General features: G+C 62.6%; 15 protein-coding genes. 8 read left to right on the top strand and 7 right to left on the bottom strand.

Annotated features, from left to right (window positions below):
* Positions 1 to 19 precede the first annotated feature (19 nt).
* From ACYQ2I_RS01195 to ACYQ2I_RS01185, 3 genes are all read left to right on the top strand, one after another.
* The gene (locus tag ACYQ2I_RS01195) at positions 20 to 244 is read left to right on the top strand and encodes a cold-shock protein (RefSeq protein WP_460165157.1); all 225 of its coding nucleotides are present in this window, start codon (positions 20 to 22) and stop codon (positions 242 to 244) included.
* A 495-nt stretch (positions 245 to 739) separates the two neighbouring features.
* Complete coding sequence (locus ACYQ2I_RS01190) at positions 740 to 967, top strand: cold-shock protein (protein ID WP_460165156.1); 228 nt, start codon at positions 740 to 742, stop codon at positions 965 to 967.
* A 784-nt stretch (positions 968 to 1751) separates the two neighbouring features.
* Positions 1752 to 3560 carry a B12-binding domain-containing radical SAM protein gene (locus ACYQ2I_RS01185; protein WP_460165155.1) on the top strand — a complete coding sequence of 603 codons (1809 nt, stop codon included), beginning with the start codon at positions 1752 to 1754 and terminating at the stop codon, positions 3558 to 3560.
* A 101-nt stretch (positions 3561 to 3661) separates the two neighbouring features.
* Here the strand turns inward: ACYQ2I_RS01185 and ACYQ2I_RS01180 are convergent, their stop codons facing one another.
* The 6 genes from ACYQ2I_RS01180 to ACYQ2I_RS01155 all read right to left on the bottom strand — a co-directional run bounded on the left by ACYQ2I_RS01180 (position 3662) and on the right by ACYQ2I_RS01155 (position 11090).
* Complete coding sequence (locus tag ACYQ2I_RS01180; protein WP_460165154.1) at positions 3662 to 4117, bottom strand: PH domain-containing protein; 456 nt, start codon at positions 4115 to 4117, stop codon at positions 3662 to 3664.
* A 45-nt stretch (positions 4118 to 4162) separates the two neighbouring features.
* A complete protein-coding gene (gene recA, locus ACYQ2I_RS01175; RefSeq protein ID WP_460165153.1) occupies positions 4163 to 5221 on the bottom strand; it encodes a recombinase RecA in 1059 nt (352 codons plus the stop codon).
* A gap of 252 nt (positions 5222 to 5473) precedes the next feature.
* Positions 5474 to 6394 (bottom strand): hydroxymethylbilane synthase, encoded by a 921-nt coding sequence (gene hemC / locus ACYQ2I_RS01170; protein WP_460165152.1) that lies wholly within the window; start codon positions 6392 to 6394, stop codon positions 5474 to 5476.
* Positions 6395 to 6431: 37 nt separating this feature from the next.
* Positions 6432 to 7484: a DUF502 domain-containing protein gene (locus tag ACYQ2I_RS01165; RefSeq protein WP_460165151.1), complete on the bottom strand. Its 1053-nt coding sequence runs from the start codon at positions 7482 to 7484 to the stop codon at positions 6432 to 6434.
* Between the two features lie 320 nt (positions 7485 to 7804).
* Positions 7805 to 8725 carry a lipoyl synthase gene (gene lipA / locus ACYQ2I_RS01160; RefSeq protein ID WP_460165150.1) on the bottom strand — a complete coding sequence of 307 codons (921 nt, stop codon included), beginning with the start codon at positions 8723 to 8725 and terminating at the stop codon, positions 7805 to 7807.
* A gap of 109 nt (positions 8726 to 8834) precedes the next feature.
* On the bottom strand, positions 8835 to 11090 hold the full coding sequence (locus tag ACYQ2I_RS01155) for a hypothetical protein (RefSeq protein ID WP_460165149.1): 2256 nt from the start codon (positions 11088 to 11090) through the stop codon (positions 8835 to 8837).
* 356 nt (positions 11091 to 11446) lie between these two features.
* Here ACYQ2I_RS01155 and ACYQ2I_RS01150 point away from each other — a divergent pair, with 356 nt between their 5' ends.
* From ACYQ2I_RS01150 to ACYQ2I_RS01135, 4 genes are all read left to right on the top strand, one after another.
* Positions 11447 to 12448 (top strand): dihydrodipicolinate synthase family protein, encoded by a 1002-nt coding sequence (locus tag ACYQ2I_RS01150; protein ID WP_460165148.1) that lies wholly within the window; start codon positions 11447 to 11449, stop codon positions 12446 to 12448.
* Between the two features lie 209 nt (positions 12449 to 12657).
* Positions 12658 to 13737 (top strand): 3-isopropylmalate dehydrogenase, encoded by a 1080-nt coding sequence (locus ACYQ2I_RS01145; RefSeq protein WP_460165147.1) that lies wholly within the window; start codon positions 12658 to 12660, stop codon positions 13735 to 13737.
* A 192-nt stretch (positions 13738 to 13929) separates the two neighbouring features.
* Positions 13930 to 15114 (top strand): methionine adenosyltransferase, encoded by a 1185-nt coding sequence (gene metK, locus ACYQ2I_RS01140; protein WP_460165146.1) that lies wholly within the window; start codon positions 13930 to 13932, stop codon positions 15112 to 15114.
* Between the two features lie 40 nt (positions 15115 to 15154).
* A complete protein-coding gene (locus ACYQ2I_RS01135; RefSeq protein WP_460165145.1) occupies positions 15155 to 16027 on the top strand; it encodes a hypothetical protein in 873 nt (290 codons plus the stop codon).
* A gap of 25 nt (positions 16028 to 16052) precedes the next feature.
* Here the strand turns inward: ACYQ2I_RS01135 and ACYQ2I_RS01130 are convergent, their stop codons facing one another.
* On the bottom strand, positions 16053 to 17459 hold the full coding sequence (locus tag ACYQ2I_RS01130; RefSeq protein WP_460165144.1) for a sulfatase-like hydrolase/transferase: 1407 nt from the start codon (positions 17457 to 17459) through the stop codon (positions 16053 to 16055).
* 281 nt (positions 17460 to 17740) lie between these two features.
* Here ACYQ2I_RS01130 and ACYQ2I_RS01125 point away from each other — a divergent pair, with 281 nt between their 5' ends.
* Positions 17741 to 18919 carry an alpha/beta hydrolase fold domain-containing protein gene (locus tag ACYQ2I_RS01125; protein WP_460165143.1) on the top strand — a complete coding sequence of 393 codons (1179 nt, stop codon included), beginning with the start codon at positions 17741 to 17743 and terminating at the stop codon, positions 18917 to 18919.
* The last annotated feature ends 21 nt before the right edge of the window (positions 18920 to 18940 follow it).

Raw genomic sequence — 18940 nt, 5'->3', positions numbered from 1 at the left:
CTTTAAGGAGTGGCTTTCGATGAGCCAAGGTACGATCAAGAAGTTGGTGTTCGATCGGGGATTCGGTTTCATTTCGACCGGCGGCGGTCCTCGTGACAACGACGTGTTCTTCCATTTCTCGGCGGTGCAGGGCGCCCGCTTCGAGGATCTCACGGAAGGCCAGGCGGTGACCTACGAATTGAGCGACGAGGGTGATTCGCGTCGCGGTCGCGGCCCGCGGGCTGCCTCGGTCACGCCCGTCTGAGTCGGCACACCGACTTCCTCTTCCGGCGGCCCGTCTCGAAGGCCTATCGACGGCGTGTTTCGAGATGTTGAACCGTCGGACTGCAAACCGATGTGAGTCGTGCAAAGCCGCGGGAGCGAATCCGGCGGCTTTGCCGCGTATAGACGCACGATTTACGGAAAAATTCGCTTGATCGCGGATTTCATTCAGGAGTATATTGAGGCTTGTTCACCCGGCACTGCGGCAATCGGACGTTGCGTAGGTAGCGGGTGAGTGCGGACGTCTTTTGTGTGTTTTTCGGGCGTGTCTTTCGCTTCGTCCGAATTCTCGGCCGAGAGGAAGCACCTCGTCGCCACAAAACGGTCCGAGTCGGGTTGGCAAGGTTTATCTTGCCGAGGAGTGTTTTCGTTTTGGTTGCGACGAGTTCTCGTGCTTTCCGCGTTTGATTCTGCCGGTCGGTTACGGCACGTGGTCTGCGCCGAGGGTGCGTCGCGCACGTTTCGAGGAGTGGCTGGAATGGCCCAGGGTGTTATCAAGAAGTTGGTGGTCGATCGAGGGTTCGGCTTCATCGCGGCAGAAGGCGGAGCACGACGCAACGACGTGTTCTTCCACTTCTCGGCCGTCGAAGGTGCCCGTTTCGAAGACTTGACGGAAGGGCAGCCCGTCGAGTACGAACTGAGCGACGACGCGGGCGATTCGCGTCGCGGTCGCGGTCCGCGTGCCGCCTCCGTGCGTCCCCGCTGAGTTCGGTGTCGACTGCACAGTCCGTCGGCGGGGTGGGAAGAACCGCCCCGCCGACGCTCTCTCGCCCCTTTCTCGACGCCCGCGACCAACGGCGACGAAATCGTCTGGCCCGGTCGGCCGACAGGGCCGCGATAAAATCGTAAGTCGCCTTGCAGTCGAAGGTTTCGGCACGGGAAACCCCTTGTGCTATTGCCGTCTGAGGGCATGGGGACTAGCATTGTCTAATGCCCTCGGGAAGGTGGGGGATGTCGTTTTTGAAAACGACGCATTCAATTCGCCGACAGTCGACTCGGCGAGTTTGCCGATAGGTTAGAGACAACCGGTCGGGTGCATCACCCGGCGGTCGTCTTTCCGGCGACTGGGGAAAATACCCCGATATGTCGCCGAAGAAATAAATGTCGATTGCTTGCGTGGCCCGATGCGGCGACGCACAATAACCGGTTGTTCGATCGGCGGATGTGGGCACAGAAGAGTCGAAACAGTTTATCAGTGAATGCTTCGTCCCTGCCCAACCGCGTGTTTTGTCGTCGACTGGAGCTCTGATCCAGGGAAGAAGTGAGACGAAGCCATTACGATTCGTTTGCTATGCAAGCTGATGCCCGAACGGGCTCTTCCGGTTTTCGGGAATTCTCAGCGATCGTCGATCTCGCGCAAGCGCGTGTCGGTGCTCCTGCGGTTCCTGTTCTTTGCACACGCGTCGCGGTGTTGCGATGATCATCTTCGACCGATTTGTGTCGAGAATCGTGTGTTTTCCTAAAGAGTTGATTTGAGAGGAGGGGGTTCCGTGGAACTTCCGAAACGAGCCAAAGGTGACGAATATACCGCTCCCGGTCGATACCGCGAGCTGGAACGAAGCCTCGCCCGCAAGGCGGCCAAAGCCGATATCCCGACGTTGTACGTGTACGCGTTCGACAAGCGAACCAGTGTCGGTCCGTATGTGATGGTAGAAAAGGCGTTGATCCCGGGGAGCCCGCGGGCGATCGGATCGGCGCTGTACGCGGCGGGGTTTCACAAAACCCGCGTGGTCATGCAACAGTGGAATCCGCGGATACGCCCCAGCAAGGCGAAGATCGACGGACGTCCGATCGAGTTGTTGCTGGTTTCGGCCATGCAGATTCACAGTGCCCCGGCGTACGATTTGATCCGCGACGCCTGGTCGATGGGCGACGATCGGCCCTTGATCATCGCCGGCGGCCCCAAGGCGATCTACGAACCGTGGGATTTCTTCGGCCTGTCGAAAGACGGCTCCGTCGGTGCCGACCTCGTGTGCACGGGCGAAGAATACGTCCTGATCGAGGCCCTCGATCGCATCATGGAGGAGCGTCACGAAGGCGAACACATCCGCGACGCGTTCTATCGTGCCAAGCGAAACGGGTTGCTCGACGACATCCCCGGGTTGGTCTTCCGGCCGGATGATCCGCAGGGACATCCCGAATACCTGGTCGACACGGGTATTCAGCGGTTGGTGCAGGATTTGGACGAACTGCCTTTGCCGTTCGATGCGTTGGGCTTGTTCGAGCCGCCGCACAACCGCGAGACCCTTTCGCCGTCGCCGATGCCGATCGAAAAAATCGGCGACAAGGCGAAGATCTTGGCGATGGTGACGACCCACGGATGCAAATTCCGCTGCTCGTATTGCCCCATTCCCGCGTACAACCAGCGAACGTTCCGTTATCGCAGCCCCGAACGCCTGGTCGAAGAGTTCAAGGGCGTGGCCGAGCGGACGGGAATCAGCTTCTTCTTCGGGACCGACGACAACTTTTTCAACTCGCGGCAATCGGTCGAAGAAATCTTCTCGGCGATGGCCAAGGGTACGGTCCACGGAAAGCCCTTCCGCGACGCGATCCGCTTCGGCACCGAAGGAACCGAGTTCGACGTCGACAAGAACCGCGACCTCGTCCCGCTGGGGCGTGAAGGCGGGTTGCGGTACATCTGGTTCGGCATCGAAGATATGACCGCCGAATTGATCAAGAAGGGCCAAACGCCGGAAAAGACGGCCTCGGTCTTCAAAATGCTGCTCGACAACGGCATCGCCCCGATGCCGATGATGATGCACCACGACGGCCAACCGCTGTGGTCCTGGAAAGGCCTTTACGGGATCATCAACCAGGTCGCCTTCTTGTTCAAGCAAGGGGCGGTAACGTGCCAGGTGACGCTGCTCACTCCTTCGGTCGGCAGCAAGGGTTACGAAAAGCCGTTCGAAGACGGTGTCGTCCTCAAGTCGGCCGGCGGCAAACCGGTCGAAGATTGGCACTACGACGGCAACCATTGCGTGGCTACCTCGCATGAGCATCCCTGGCAACGCCAGTGGAACATGCTGGCGGCTTATGCCGCGTTCTATAACCCGGTAAACCTGGTGCGATCGTTGGCCCGGTTCGACAGCATGTGGATGCCGCGGCTCTACTGCCAGGTGAAGGGAATGATCGGCTTGGCGAAATCGATTTGGAATTCACGCGACTGGTTGTATCGACTGGCGACCGGTCCGATCGAATTCCACGAAGGACCGCCGATGCCGAAATACCCGTTGCAGCTGGTCAGCGGTGTGGCGCCCGAGCAGAAACGCGTCCGGATCCCGGTTCTTTCGGGAACCTGATCCTTGCCGCAAACGAAGCCTGCGATACAAACCCCCGGCCGTGCATGCCGGGGGTTTTTGCTTTGCGACTTTGCGAAACGTCGCGAAAGAAAATCTCGTCCCTAGCTGTTCGCGCGGCGACGCACTCGGGCTACTTTCTCTTCTAAGAAACGGATCAGTCCTTCCTGGTCGTTCGTGCCCAAGGTGACCGTCCGATCGCCGTAGACGATCCGCACGGCGTCGAACCCCCACACGTTCCAGACCGCCCCGTGGCCGGGCACGAAATGGATTCCCCAGCCGACCCAAATCGAGGTACGGACCGGTTCCACCTTTTCGATGAGAATATAGGGGATTCGTTTGCGAAAAAGGGGAATCGGGCCGAAGCGGGCGACCAGGGCGTCGCCTTCGTCGCGAATCGTCAAACTGCCGAAGCACAACAGCACCAGGGCGACCGCCCCCATCCCGATCAGCGACGGCACGAGCCCTTGCGGTGCGAGTTCATAGACGACCATCACCACCACGCCCAGCAGGGCGACGAGCAAGTACCAATGTCCGTGCTGCGTGTTCTCGTATTCCATCGGTTCGCAGTCTCGCGAATGCGGCGCCGGACGGCCGCTTCGGCATCATTTTGCCGCGGCGGCGATCGCCTCGCGGATCTTGGTTTCCAGTTCTTTGGCGACTTCGGGGTTGGTCTTGAGGAACTCGCGGGCGCGCTCCCGACCTTGCCCTAACTGCAAATCGCCGTAGCGCAGCCACGATCCGCTCTTGGCAATCAATTTGTGCTCGACCCCCAAGTCAAGCAGGTCGCCTTCGTAACTGATGCCCGAGCCGTGCAGCATGTCGAACTCGGCCACGCGGAACGGCGGGGCGACCTTGTTTTTGACGACCTTCGCCTTGACCCGCTGGCCGATGATGTTTTCGCCCTCGCGCAGTTGGGCGATACGCCGAACGTCCACGCGGCAAGTGGCGTAGAACTTCAAGGCGCGGCCGCCGGGCGTCGTTTCGGGCGAGCCGAACATGACGCCGATTTTCTCGCGGATCTGGTTGATGAAGATGACGGCCGTCTTCGCCTTGGAAATCGCCCCGGTGAGCTTTCGCAACGACTGACTCATCAAGCGGGCTTGTAAACCGACGTGCGAATCGCCGATTTCGCCTTCGAGTTCCTTCTTGGGGACGAGTGCCGCAACCGAATCGATGATGATGACGTCGACGGCGTTCGATCGGATGAGCATCTCGGCGATGTGCATGGCTTCTTCGCCGCTGGAAGGCTGGCTGACCAGCAAGGTTTCCAGATCGACGCCCAACCGTTTTGCCCACGAGGGATCGAGGGCGTGCTCGGCGTCGATGAACGCGGCGATGCCGCCGGCCTCTTGGGCCTTGGCGACCACGTGCAAGGCCAGGGTCGTTTTTCCGCTCGATTCGGGACCGAAGATTTCGATGATTCGACCCCGAGGAATCCCTTGGCCTCCCAGCGCCAAATCGAGTGATAAGCTGCCGGTCGGAATCCCTTCGATCTGGACGGCCTGCTCGGCCCCCAGCGGCATGATGGCCCCTTCGCCGAACTGTTTTTCGATTTGGGCGACCGTGTTCTTCAGCGCGGGATTGCTTTCGATGATTTCGATGGCCCGCTTTTTGCCGGAATCGGTCGTCGATGCCTTTGCCGTCTTTGCTTTCTTCGCCATCAGATTGCCTCCGTGAGTCGGCCGCCGGGAACGCGATGCGGCGGATACGCCTGGGGGTATTTTAGCGGACAGGGGGAGAGGTAGGGGAGTGTGCCCCCCGATTCCGCTCCTCCCGTTTTTCGATCATTCGCCCCGCTGAACGGTTTATCGGCCGCAGCACGGAATAAGTATACATATTTACACTATCTCGTCAAGAGCTCAATTCGGGCGAGTGCCGCAAACAAATAGCAAATACAGGCAGACTGGGGAATGTTATTCATGCGCGGCGGCGATCAAGTCACCGGCCCCTTGGGCCAGCAGGATACCGGCCGTCCGCCTGCCGAGTTCCTCCGGTTCGGCCGGGTTTCCGCTGCACGTCGCCTCGCATTTCATGCGTCCGTCGAGGGACAACACGCGACCGGTGAGCAGCAGCCATCCGCGGTAGAACCGCCCCCAGGCTGCGACCGGTGCCAGGCACCCCGCCCGCAATGCCGCGAGAAATGCCCGCTCGGCACGCACCGCCGCGTGCGTGGCCGCATCGTCCAACAGTGCCGCGCGGGATTGGGCAAAGGCGTCGTCGACGCGGGTTTCCAGGCCGAGCGCCCCTTGGCCGACCGCCGGTAGCAAGTACGCCGGTGAAAGACGCTGCGTGATGCGATCGGCATGTTCCAGGCGCACGAGTCCGGCCTCGGCCAGCACGATCGCGTCGAACTCGCCCGCGTCGAGCTTGGCCAATCGCGTATCGACATTGCCGCGAACGGAGACGATCTCGAGGTCGTCTCGGGCGGCCGCCAGTTGCGCGTGTCGGCGTCGGCTGCCGGTTCCCACCTTCGCGCCTGTCGGAAGCTGTTCGAAGCGGACGTTTCCCCGCGACACGAGCACATCGCCGCACGGGGCACGTGCCGGCACGGCGGCCAGCGTCAGGCCCGGCACGGGTTCGGTCGGCAGGTCTTTGAGACTGTGAACGGCCAGATCGACCTCGCCCGCCAACAAGGCGTGTTGAATTTCCTTCGTGAACACGCCGGTGGATCCCAAGGCGGCGATCGACCAGTCCTGTTGCTTGTCGCCGCGGGTATCGATGAGCACCTGTTCGCAATCGACGCCCCGGCGGGCCAGTTCCGACGCGACCCAATCGGCCTGCCGACGAGCCAACTTGCTGCCGCGGGTGCCGATTCGCAACGGTCGCATCGTCATCGAAGATATTCCTTGCTCGTCAGAAAGAACGGGACGGTCAGTCGTTCGCCGCATCGGACGGGGCGTCGTCGCCGGTCGACGGCGGATCGTCGTCCGACGCCGCGGCCGTTTCGTCGGACGGTGCCTGCGAAGCGGTCTTCGTTTCGCCGGTGTCGTCCGCTTCGGGGGTCGGAATTTCCGGTGGCGGCGGTCCCAGTGCGCCCGTCGGCAGTTGGTGCGGCGGCACGACCACTCCGCAACTGATGATGAACTGCAACGCCTGGTCGACGGTGATGTCGAGATCGACGACCTCGCTCTTGGGCACATTGATGGTGAAACCGGTCACCGGCATGGGCGAAGTCGGAATCAAGATCGAGAGCACCGGCTCGTTCGCCGCCGCCTCGAGATCGCGAAAGCTCACGCCCGTCACCATCCCCAGCGACCAGATGCCTTTCCGCGGATATTCCACCGCCACGACGCGGTTGTATTCCATCTCGCGTTCGGAAAGCAGGAAGTCGATCACCTGCTTGACCGCCCCGTACACGTTACTCACCAGCGGCAGTCGGATGATCGTCGATTCGACGAGCGTCCACATCATGCGGCCGATGCGGGCAGTCAGAAACTTCCCGATCAAGTACACCAGCAAGATCAACAGCGCCGTCAAGAACGGGATCACGACGCTGGGCCGCAGGTAGGTCAGCTCGACGTAGCGCTGGTAGCACGCCTTGGCGTTGGCGGGCACCATTTCGTGGCCTTCTTCTTCGGCCACGGTGACGTAGACGTTCAGCGGGATATACCGCCCGCTGGGAAGCCGACGAAAGGGCTTGCCGTCAAGGCGGATTTCTTCCTTGCCGCGCTCCTCCGGCGGCACGCTGTTCGGCGGGACGATCTCGGCAATGCTCCACACGATCATGTCGCGCATGCCGTGCGAGATCGGCTGGAAGATATACGTGTTGAGAGTCGTCCCAACCCAAATGAAGATGACGATCGTCAACAGCGGGGGCAAAATCGCCGACAGGCCCCGCCATACCGCGGCTCGAAACGGATCCAACGGCCGGCGCCGATTCCCGTTTCGGCCCGGTTTCGTTCCGTTGAGTTTCGGTGGATTCATGCGATTCTTTCCGTCCCCGTAATCGAACCGCCCCGATATGGGGTGGATTGCGTGCTCAATACCGTCGATCCTGATCGACTACGCTATTCTAAGCCAAAGATTTCCCCTCCGACAGAAGACCTCTCGGGGGCCTCCGGCCGGACGGGCATGCCTACGGCCGGTTATTCGTCGTTTTGGCGGGAATCTGAGGAAGGCTTGCGTTTTTTCGAGGCATCGCATCGGTCGGACAAAAACGATCGTGCGAATTCTACCGGCTTTCCGGGTTTCGACATCGATCCCAATGCCCGCTCGAACGCCGGCGCTTCCCAAGCGGATCGACGCTACCGGTCGCCTTCGAGCACGTTCAGCGCGGTCGCCGCCGCTTCGATCTCGGAAGGGTCTTGGGGGGCAATCATATCCCTCGCGTGGTAGCTCGAGCGGACGAACGGTCCCGCTGCCACCTGCCGAAAGCCCATCGCCTTCGCCTGCCGACCGAGTTCCTCGAATTCCTCCGGCGGCAGATAGCGCACGACCGGCAAGCTCTGCGGCGTCGGCTGAAGGTACTGGCCCAGGGTGAGCATCTCGACTCCGGCGGCCAGCAGGTCCGCCAGCGTGTCGAACAGCTCGTCGTGCGTTTCCCCCAGCCCCAGCATGAAGCCGGTCTTCGTTCGGATCGACGGATCGAGTTCCTTGATCAGCCGGAACATCTCGAGCGTCCAGCGGTAGTCGGCCTTGCGGCCTCGCACGCTCGCAAACAATCGCGGCACGGTCTCGGTGTTATGGTTGTAGACCTCGGGCCGGGCGGCGACGACTTTCTTCACTGCGTCACGATTGCCCGCGAAGTCCGAGGGAAGCACTTCGATCGTCGCGCCGGTTGCGGCTCGAACGGCTTCGATCGTTTTCACGTAATGGGCGGCGCCGCCGTCGGGCAGGTCGTCGCGGGTGACGCAGGTGATGACGACGTGCTTCAACCCCAACCGCTTTGCGGCGTCGGCCACGCGTTGCGGCTCGGCCGGATCGGGCGGTTGCGTTTTGCCTTTGCGCACACTGCAAAATCCACATCGTCGGGTGCACACCTCGCCCAAGATCATGAAGGTGGCCGTCTTTTGCGCGTAGCATTCCATCCGGTTCGGACACTTCGCGTGCTCGCACACCGTGGCCAGGCCCAGTTCGTCGATCAATCGGGCCGTGAAATGGTTCCCGTTGCCCTTGGGAACGTTTCGCTTCAACCATCGGGGCAAGCCGGGGCGAACGCGGGTCATCGACGATCTTCCTGCTCGAAGGGAAACCTCAATAGATGCCGCAAGGCGGAACACCGAAAGCCTTATTGTATGCGACCTCGGCCGTCGGGCCAGTCGCCGTGTGAACCGGCTAGGGCGATTCGACTCGGTAAATCACGTACCGCGGCCGGTCGCCCTCGGCGATGCGCCGCAGCACGCCCGCCCGTTCCAGCGCCGTAAACTGCTCGGCCTGAACGAACGGATCGAATCCGTAGTTGCCGGGTGATCGATAGCGGTCCAACTCGGTGAGGTTTACGTAGACATAGCGAATGCGTCGCGCGTTCAACTCGCGGGCGATTTCCCTCGGCGAGCGGCCCTCGGCGATCGTCCTCCAGGGATGCCGGTCGAAACAAGTGGCGTACATCACCGGTTTATCGAGGTAGAACAACGCGGCATCGCCTACCGCCAGGATCCTTTCTCCCGGATCGGTTTCGAGGGTGTTCAGGACGCGAATCGGTGCCGACGTCCGATCGTGTTTCAATGTCTCCAACGACACGAAGTAGCGGTTATCGCCTCCCAACGAGGTCGTCACCGAAAACCAATCGACGGCGATGAGGAAGACGAGGCCCGCCGCGACCATCCGCCACACGAGCGATCCCCGAGGCGGCTCGGTGGTTTCGGCGGAAGCAGCGGCACGGGAAAGCCGCCGCGAGTGCCGTCCCTTTCGGCTCGAAGCACTCGGCTTTCGCTCGGTCCTCTTTCCCACCGGCGATCGTCGATCGTCGGCAACGGCAAAGGTCGCCCGCAGGCGGCGAAAGGCATCGGCGGCCCCCACGCCGCCCACCACGGCGGCTAGCGGCAAAAGCGGCACGAGAAATCGCTCCAAACGGTGCGTCGCCGACCACCATGCGACGACACCGAAGGCAAGCACGCCGAGCATTCCGCGCAAACGGCGCCGGCGAATTGCGGCGAGCACCCCCAAAACGACGCCGGGCAAGACGAACGGGCTTTGAGCGCTGCCGAATGCGAGCTGCCGAAGATCGTGCAGCAAGCTTGCGACCGCGAAATCGGGCGGACGATGGACTCGATGCCAGCTCGCCTGCTGGGCGACGTCCCAGGCAGGTCCGCCGAACCAATCGTCGAGCAGCGGATAGACCGGGTTCCCCGTAAACCACCAGTTCTTCAGGTACCAGCCGCCTCCGGCCGCCAGTGCGCCTCCGAAGAAGACCAGTCCTGAAACCAGCCACGACTGCGGGCACCGGCGCAGCCGCACCGCCAAAACGAAGGCAACCGGGAGCGTGCAAAAGAGCACGGCCGGATACTTGCATCCCGCCGCGGTACCGGCGAAAGCGCCCGCCAAGAACACGGCGGCAGCCGACGGCCCCTCGCCCTGCGGGTCGCGCCGCGCTTGGGATCGTCCCGGCCGAAGCAGCAACCACAGACCGGCAAGCAGATACACTCCCGGCACCAGGTCGATCAGGCCCAAGGTCGAAACGCGGACGGTCCACGGGCTTGAAAGCAACACGATCGCGGCACACCAACCGGCCGCTCGGCCGCCCAACCGGGCGGCGACGACGTAAGCCCAAACGGCCCCCAGCAGGGCGAACGCGGCAATCACCGTTTTTCCGATCATCGCGCCGGTGAGCACGTCGCCGGTCAGGACCATACCGGCCAAGGGAAACATCTCGGCGCCCAAAGGCATGTTCCCATACACGTTGTGCGGTAAGAAGTGCAGACGGCCCGCCGAGAAGAACTCCTTGGGGGCTTGCAAATGATATTCAAGGACGTCGAACTCCAACGGCGGCAACATGCCGCCCAGTAGGATCGGCGCGGCGAACAAGACCGCGACGGCAATCCACCACCGGTATCGAGACGCGGCCCGTAAAGCCCCTTTCATCGACGGGACGGCCGTCCCCGGATCGATGCGCCGGACGGCGAACCGCAGGCCGTCGAACACCGCCGGAAGCACCAGCATGCCCGCGAGAATCAACCGACCGCCCGGAAACCCCGAAAGGGCGAGGCAAAACACAATCGTTGAAAGCGCAGCAAGCCCGAGAGAGATCGCCGTCGCCGCCCGTTCGCCCGGCCGTAAGGCGGTCTCGTACCGCAACGCGCGCAGCGCCCAAACACCCCATCGCCACGTGCACACGAGGATCGCCGTCGCGCCCGCCGCGACGAAGAAGCGATCGAGCACGTAAGGCACGGGCGGATCGCCGAACCACGCCTCGACGAGAATCTCGGGAACGAGAATCAGTTGCAGGATCGCCAGTCGGGGAGGTGCCGTTCCGTCTGCGGCGAGCTCGCCAAGCGGCGCGGCAAGATAGGCGACCGCGTATGCCACGGCGGCCGCAAGACCGGCCGACCCAACGGCGGTGTATCGCGAGCGTCGATTCGTCTTGGTATCCATGGGCACCCGGACTCGCCGTTTTCCCCGAGCAATCTTTGGGCTGTCCCCCTAAATCGCCACAATTGTGTATACTAACAGACTTTCACCCGGCGTGCCGGAAGGCGGTCGGGCGCGTCATCGACCGGCATTGTGGCGGCGTAGTGCCGCATTTTCCAGCGTGCGGCACTTTTCGCCACCGGGCGCACGTGATCGCAGGGCAAAGAATCGACAAAACCGTTCAAGTTGCCGGCCCCGGCGGTGTCGAAAATGGTGGTGTCGGCATCACGTATCGGCCGCCGGTCGGAAACGTGTCGCCGATCGCCTTGGAGATTTCGTGAACCACGTCCGCCGAAGCAGGCGGAGGACTCGGGCACAACATGGCCGCACAACGCATTTCGGGAATTTTCACGCCGATGGTCGTCCCCTTCGACGCGCGGGGACGGATCCACGAGTCGGAATTGCGCCGTTACATCGACTGGTTGATCGCCAAAGGTGTGCACGGCTTGTACCCGAACGGCTCGACCGGCGAGTTCACCCGCTTGTCGGCCGAACAGCGGCGCCGGATCGTTGAGATCACCGTCGATCAGGCCGCAGGACGCGTGCCCGTGCTGGCCGGAGCCGCCGAACCGAACGTCGCCCAAACGATCGCCGCGTGCGAGGCGTATCATGCGTTGGGCGTGCGGGCGGTGGCGATCGTGTGTCCCTTCTATTACCGGCAGAAAACGGACAACATCTACGCCTATTACAAAGAAATCGCCGACCATTCCCCGGTCGACGTCACGTTGTACAACATTCCGTTGTTCGCCAGCCCGCTGGATGCCGAGACCGTCATCCGCCTGGCCGAAGAATGCCCCAACGTCGTGGGGATCAAGGATTCCTCCGGCGATATGGCCCAAATGATGCGGATGATGGCCGCCATTCGGCCGCAACGGCCCGATTTCAGCTTCTTGACCGGCTGGGACACGATGCTGTTCGCCATGTTGGCCACCGGCTGCGACGGTGCGACGATCTGTTCGAGCGGCTTCGTACCCGAGATTACCCAGCCGCTGTATGACGCGGTCGTTCGCGGTGATTACGAAACGGCCCGCTCGCTCCAGTTCGCGTTGCTGCCCATTTTCGATGCAGTCATCCAGGCGGCCGATTTCCCCGAGGGCGTGCGGACGGCGGTGACCGTCCGCGGATTTCAAATGGGCGAAGGCCCCCAAACCGTGGGGCGTAAAGACCGGCAATCGCTGGCCGAGTTGGCAACGCGCTTGCCCGACCTGCTGGCCCAGGCGGGGATCGCCGACCCGGTCGCCTCGGGCGTCGAGTGCCACGAAGACCCCGAAGTCGTCCGCCGGGTCGTCGAAGAAGTCCTCGCCGTTTTGCGCCGCATGTGATTCGGCGTTCTCTTTGGCCCGTCACCCCTCTTCGGACGGGGTTCAGCGCGCGTAGTTCATTGTCGCCCGACCGGCAGACGGGTAAAATGGCTCTCTTCGCCGGTGCACAGACGTTCTATCGCGTCGGAACGGCCGGACGCATCCACGAGCGAAGCGACGAAAGAAGTCTGTCTTTAGTTTTTGCTGGGAAGAACGAGGAAATACGTAAGATGGCCGAGGAAAACAAGCTGCGCGTTGCCGTCATCGGCGGCGACGGAACCGGTCCCGAGGTTACCGCCGAGGCGGTCAAAGTGCTCAAGGCGGTGTGCGAACAGGAAAACATCCCCTTGGAACTCGAAGATTTCGACCTTGGGGGCGATCGTTACCTGGAGACCGGCGAAATCCTGCCCGAAGACGTCATCGAAAAGTTGGCGACCTTCCCGGCCATTCTGTTGGGTGCGATCGGCCATCCGAAGGTTCCACCGGGAGTCCTCGAACGCGGCTTGCTGCTGGAACTGCGGTTCCGCTTCGATCAGTACATCAATCTGCGTCCCGTGAAGCTGTATCCCGGCGTCGAGACGCCCTTGGCCGGTCGCGGGCCGGACGACATCGACTTCGTCGTCGTGCGGGAGAACACCGAGGACCTGTACGCCGGTATCGGCGGCTTCCTCAAAAAGGGAACGCCCGACGAGGTCGCCACCCAGACCGCCGTCTTCACCCGCAAAGGATGCGAACGCTGCATCCGCTGGGCGTTCGAGTACACCCGCAAGCGAAACAAGAAAAAGCGACTCACCTTGGTCGCCAAGACGAACGTGCTGACCTACGGCCACGACTTGTGGTGGCGGACGTTCCAAGAGGTCGCCAAAGAGTATCCCGACATCGAAACCGACTACAACCACGTCGATGCCTGCTGCATGTGGATGGTCAAGAACCCTGACTACTACGACGTGATCGTGACCACCAACATGTTCGGCGACATCATTACCGACCTGGCGGCGATCATTCAGGGCGGTATGGGCGTGGCCGCCGGCGGGAACATCAATCCCGAACCGGGCGGAACGAGCATGTTCGAGCCGATGGGCGGTTCGGCACCCAAGTACACCGGTAAGAACGTCATCAACCCGATCGCGGCCATCGCCGCCGCCGGTATGTTGCTCGAACACACCGGACACGAAAAGGCCGGTGAACGTGTCAACAAGGCCATCCAGATCGTGACCGGCACCAAGATGAAAAGCCAGGCCGCAGGCAAGATGGGCTACAGCACCACCGAGGTCGGCGATCTGGTCGTCGAGGCGTTGAGCTCGGTGTGATCGCGAACGGCCGGTATCCGTCCCTGCGGCGGCGCGTCGCTTGCGGACGGCTTTCAAGCAGTCCTATAATCGGGGGCGATTCGTCGGTCGAAGCCGCGTTTTGCGGCAAGACCGGATCGATCCGATTCTGTCCGTATCGTCCATTTCCGACCAAAAACACAATCGATCGTTTCTTCGTAGGAGGGCGTCTCCGTGGCAAAAGGCAAGTATCTGTTCACCAGTGAATCGGTCAGCATGGGACATCCCGACAAGTTGGCCGACCAGATTTCCGACGGCGTGCTCGATGCCCTCATTGCCGGTGATCCGAAAAGCCGCGTCGCATGCGAAACGATGGTCGCCACCGGCATGGCGATCATCGCCGGTGAGATCACGACCGAGACGAAAGTCGACTACAGCGACATCGTCCGCGACGTGATCCGCGACGTCGGATACACCAGCGACGAGATGGGCTTCAACTACAAGACATGCTCGGTCTTGGTCTCGCTGCGACGGCAAAGCCCCGACATCGCCATGGGTGTCGACGCCGACGAGAACAAGGGCAAGCCCATCGGGGCCGGCGACCAAGGTTTGATGTTCGGCTACGCATGTGATCACACGCCCGAGCTGATGCCGTTGCCCATCGCCCTCGCGCATCGCATTTTGAACAAACTGACCGACCTGCGAAAACAAGGGGCGGTCGATTGGTTGCGGCCCGACAGCAAGAGCCAGGTGACCATCGAGTTCGAAGACGACCGGCCCGTGCGGATCGACACGGTCGTCGTTTCGACACAGCACGCCGAAAGCGTCACCCAGGCCGAAATTCGCGAGTGGGTCATCGAAAACGCCGTCAAGCCGGTCTTGCCGGAAGAGCTGATCAACGGCGACATCGTCTATCACGTGAATCCCACCGGCAAGTTCGTGACGGGCGGTCCGCACGGCGATTGCGGGTTGACCGGCCGAAAGATCATCGTCGATACCTACGGCGGTTGGGCACGCCACGGCGGAGGCGCCTTCAGCGGCAAAGACCCCACCAAGGTCGACCGCAGCGCCGCCTACATGTGCCGTCACATCGCCAAGAACATCGTCGCCGCCGGATTGGCCAAGCGCTGCGAAGTGCAGTTGGCCTACGCGATCGGCGTCGCCGATCCGGTGAGCGTGTTCGTCGAAACCGAGGGGACGAGCACGATTCCCGAAGAACGGCTGTGCGAGATCGTCCGCGAGCTGTTCCCGCTGACCCCCGGCGGAATCATCGAGTACCTGGATCTGTTGCGTCCCATTTTCCGCAAGACGGCCTCGGGCGGTCACTTCGGCCGCAGCGAGCCGGAATTCACTTGGGAAAAGACCGATCGCGTGTCGGACTTGCAGGAGGCCGCCGGTCGACTCGCCGGTGCCCGCTGATCCTATCGGCCTGCCGCACGCCGCGCGACCGGTGAATGGAATGGTCGCCCGAATCGTGACGTGGAAACTCGACGAAGCGTCCGGCTTCCGCCGCGTGCGGGAGCGGACGCTTCTTGCCTGCGCCGCCTGGATCCCGCTGATCGCGTGGTGGTTCGCGTGGCGACTGGCAAGCGGCGCCTTGCACCCCACGGCGGTCCAAGGGACGATCCTGGTTCTTACCCTGCAAGCGGCCCTTTTGGGACTGCGCTATTTCGTGCGGAATCGGATCGGCGCGGGCCGCTTCCCCCGCGAACCGGATGCCCTGCTGCTTCTCTCGGCGACGACCGGTTCGGCTTTTCTCCTCCCCTGCACGGCCGCGAACATACTGCCGCTCGGGCTTGCGCTGGTGTGTGCCTTCATCCCGCTAATCATCGAATGGTGCATGCAAATGCCCGTACCGGACACGACGGCGAGATCGGCCGAACCGGCGGACGGCGCTTTGCCGAAGGGCGAACTCGACACCGAATCGACGGCACTCGAAAGCAACACCGCTGTTGCCGAATCGCCGGCGCCGGTCGATTTCGAAGCCGACGCCGAAGCGCTCGAGGAGGAGCCGAAAGACGACGAGGAACTGTTGCCCCCCGGTTGCGTGCAGCAGATCGTCAGGCAGCAATCGCCCGGCGGAGAGTCGATCAGCGGCTTCTACCGCGTGTTGTTCGAGCCCGGAGAAAAGGCCAAGGTCGTCCACGTCGCGTTCTGCCCGCCTTTTTCGTCGCAGCCTAAGGTGCGCATCGAGCCGCTGGAAGGTCCCGACGTGCGACTGAACAGCCAGGTGTTTCCGCAGGGGGTGCGGATCACCGCGCGCTTGAGCCGGGCACAGGCCGAGCCGTGCGAGGTGCTTCTGTATTTCGAAGCGATCGCCGAGGTCGAGTAGGCGGCCGTGCCCGCGCGTCCCCGGGCTATTCGGTAGGGCCTTGGATCTTTTCCCGTTCGGCCTCGAGGCGCGCCCGCAGTCTCGCCAGAACATCCCGGTACTGCGGATCGTCGGCCAGGTTGTCCATTTCGTCGGGATCGGACCGTAGATCGTAGAGTTCTTCGAAGATCACCTGCGAAGAACCTTCCGCGGCGAACGTGCGAATGTACTTCCAACCCGCCTCCCGCCAGGCGAAGTGCGGTTTGACCTCCAGAGCCGAGGTCGGCGCCTCGTAGAAAAACCCGTCGCGCCACGCGATCGACTCTCCCCGGCACAACGGCATCAGGCTGCGGCCGTGTAAGTCGTCAGGAGCGGGCACCCCGGTCATCTCCAAAATGGTCGGCATCACGTCGATATTCAGCGCCGGAGCCGCACACACACCGGGTCGAATCCCGGGCCCGGCAATCAGCAGGGGAACGCGGATCGACGGTTCGTAGGCCAGTACCTTGCTGGTCAATCCGTGGTCGCCCATCATCCAGCCGTTGTCGCCCATCAGGATGATGTACGTGCGGTCGTCGAGGCCGCGTGCGGCAAGCCCGTCCAACAACACGCCGATCGCGCGGTCCAAGTCGGCAATCTCGGCGAGGTAATCGCGGAAGTGCGCCCGGATACGCTCCGGATCGGTGTAGCCGTATTCGGTTTGGGCCTTGACCCGACTGCGGGCGCCTTTCAAATACGGCGGTTTCCCCGCCAGGTCGTCGCGCCAACTCGCCGGAAGCGGCATCGGTCGATCGGCCAGCAGGCGACGCGCACGCTCGCTCGGTTCCCACGTGAACTTGCCGGTCATGTGCGGCACCTGCGTGCACCAGTGCAAAACGAACGGCTTGCCGGCCTCGCATGCCGCGTCGATGAATTCCAGCGACCGCCGCACGTTGTACTCTTCGATGAAACCTTCGGCGGTTTCGACGCGGTCGCCGTTGTGTACCGTGCGGTCGTAGTGCGGTCCGTTCGATCGGAACCACACGCAACGATCGAACCCGCATGCTTGCGGCGAGGTCGCCAGATGCCACTTGCCGATCAAGGCCGTGGCGTATCCCGCGCGACGGCACAGTTGCGCGAAAGTAATTTCCCCTTCGGCCAACGGTTTGCCGAGGGTCGTCACACCGTTGCGGCTGCCGTAATGTCCGGTGAGGACGGCCGCCCGCGACGGACTGCATATCGACAACGTCACGAATGCGTTCTCGAACCGCACCCCGGCCGCAGCGATCCGATCCATGTTCGGCGTGTACGCCGCCGGGTTCACGCATCCCAAGGCGTCGAAGCGTTGGTCGTCGACGAAGATGAACACCACGTTCGGACGTTCCGCCGCAAGCGCAGGACGCGCCGTCGCAAGCCCCATCAACCCGGCGATTCCCGCAAGAATACCGCATATCACGATCCGTCGGCGCAGCATGATCGACCTCACAATGGCTGGAACGCCGTTCGGCGTTCGGGTGAAGAAGCGTCCGCAATGTACGGGAACCGCGACGAAGACGACCGCAGGCCAGTATAATCGCGGCCGATTCCCCTTCAATTGTGAGTCGGGCGGGGCTTTGCGTCCCGCGGCCGGACCGTTGTCGGGCGGTCGCCGCGGCGAGACGAAAAACTTGCTTTCACCCGGGCGGCTGTTTACCCTGCGATCGACGGACAAAGGGGGAACGGGGTACGGTCCTTATCGCGAGAGGGGAAGACGCAATGCGACTCACGACGTTCGTAACGACGGCGGTCCTCTGCGGCCTGATGATGGGAAACCTTTCGGCACAGCAACCGCGCGGCGATCGAGCGGCGGGACTGTTCGACAGACTGGACCGCAACCGCGACGGGACGCTTTCGGCCGACGAGTTTCCGCCGCCTCAGCGACCGCGATTCGCGCAGATCGACAAAGACGGCGACGGCAAAGTCACCCGCGACGAACTGCGGGCCGATCTCTTGCGTGCGCGGCAGCGGCAGAACCCGCAGGATCGCCCCGCAGGGCCGCGAATCCCTGAATCGCTCGAAGCCCATCTCGACATCCCGTATGCCGAGACGGACCATCCGCGACAGCGACTCGACTTGTTGTTACCCAAGAACCGCAAGAGCAAGGAGCCGCTACCGGTGATTGCGATCATTCACGGCGGCGCCTGGCGGGCGGGGGACAAGCGGGCCGTGCTGCCGCGGCTGTTTCCGCTGTTGGCGTCGGGCGAGTACGCCGGCGTGTCGATCGGCTATCGTCTTTCCAGCGACGCCCCCTGGCCCGCGCAAATCCACGACTGCAAGGCCGCCATCCGCTGGATCCGCGGCAACGCCGACAAATACGGACTCGATCCCGACAAGATCGGCGTCATGGGTTGGTCGGCCGGAGGCCACCTGGTCGCGATGCTGGGCGTTGCGGGCAACGCGCCGGCGCTCGAAGGCGACCTGGGTCGTTACGCGACTCTTTCCAGCGCCGTCACCTGCGTCGTCGATCAGTACGGCCCGACCGAGCTGCTCACGATGGGCGACTACGAAAGCACGATGGACCACAATGCGCCCGACTCGCCCGAGTCGTTGTTGATCGGCGGCCCGATCCTGGAGAACAAAGAGAAGGCCGAAGCCGCGTCGCCGATCCGCTATGTCGACAAAGACGACGCGCCGTGCTTCATCGTTCACGGCACGAAGGATCCGCTGGTTCCCTATCCGCAGTCGAAGGTTTTCTATGAGGCGTTGCAAAAGGCGGGCGTCGAAAGCTACCTGCAAACGATGATCGACGGCCGGCACGGCGGATTCCGCAACCCGCGGTTGGACGCCCGCATCCAGGCGTTTTTTGCGAAACACCTGCTGGGCAAGAACGTGCAGATTGAAAGCACCCCGCTTCCGGCCGTGGCGGAAGGATCACCCGCGCCGCGATCGCGGTAGAGGGACGATCGGCTTCTTCCG

The organism is Thermostilla marina (assembly GCF_054657455.1).
Note: the sequence above shows the minus strand (reverse complement) of the source record. Positions and strands in the feature narration are given on the sequence as shown.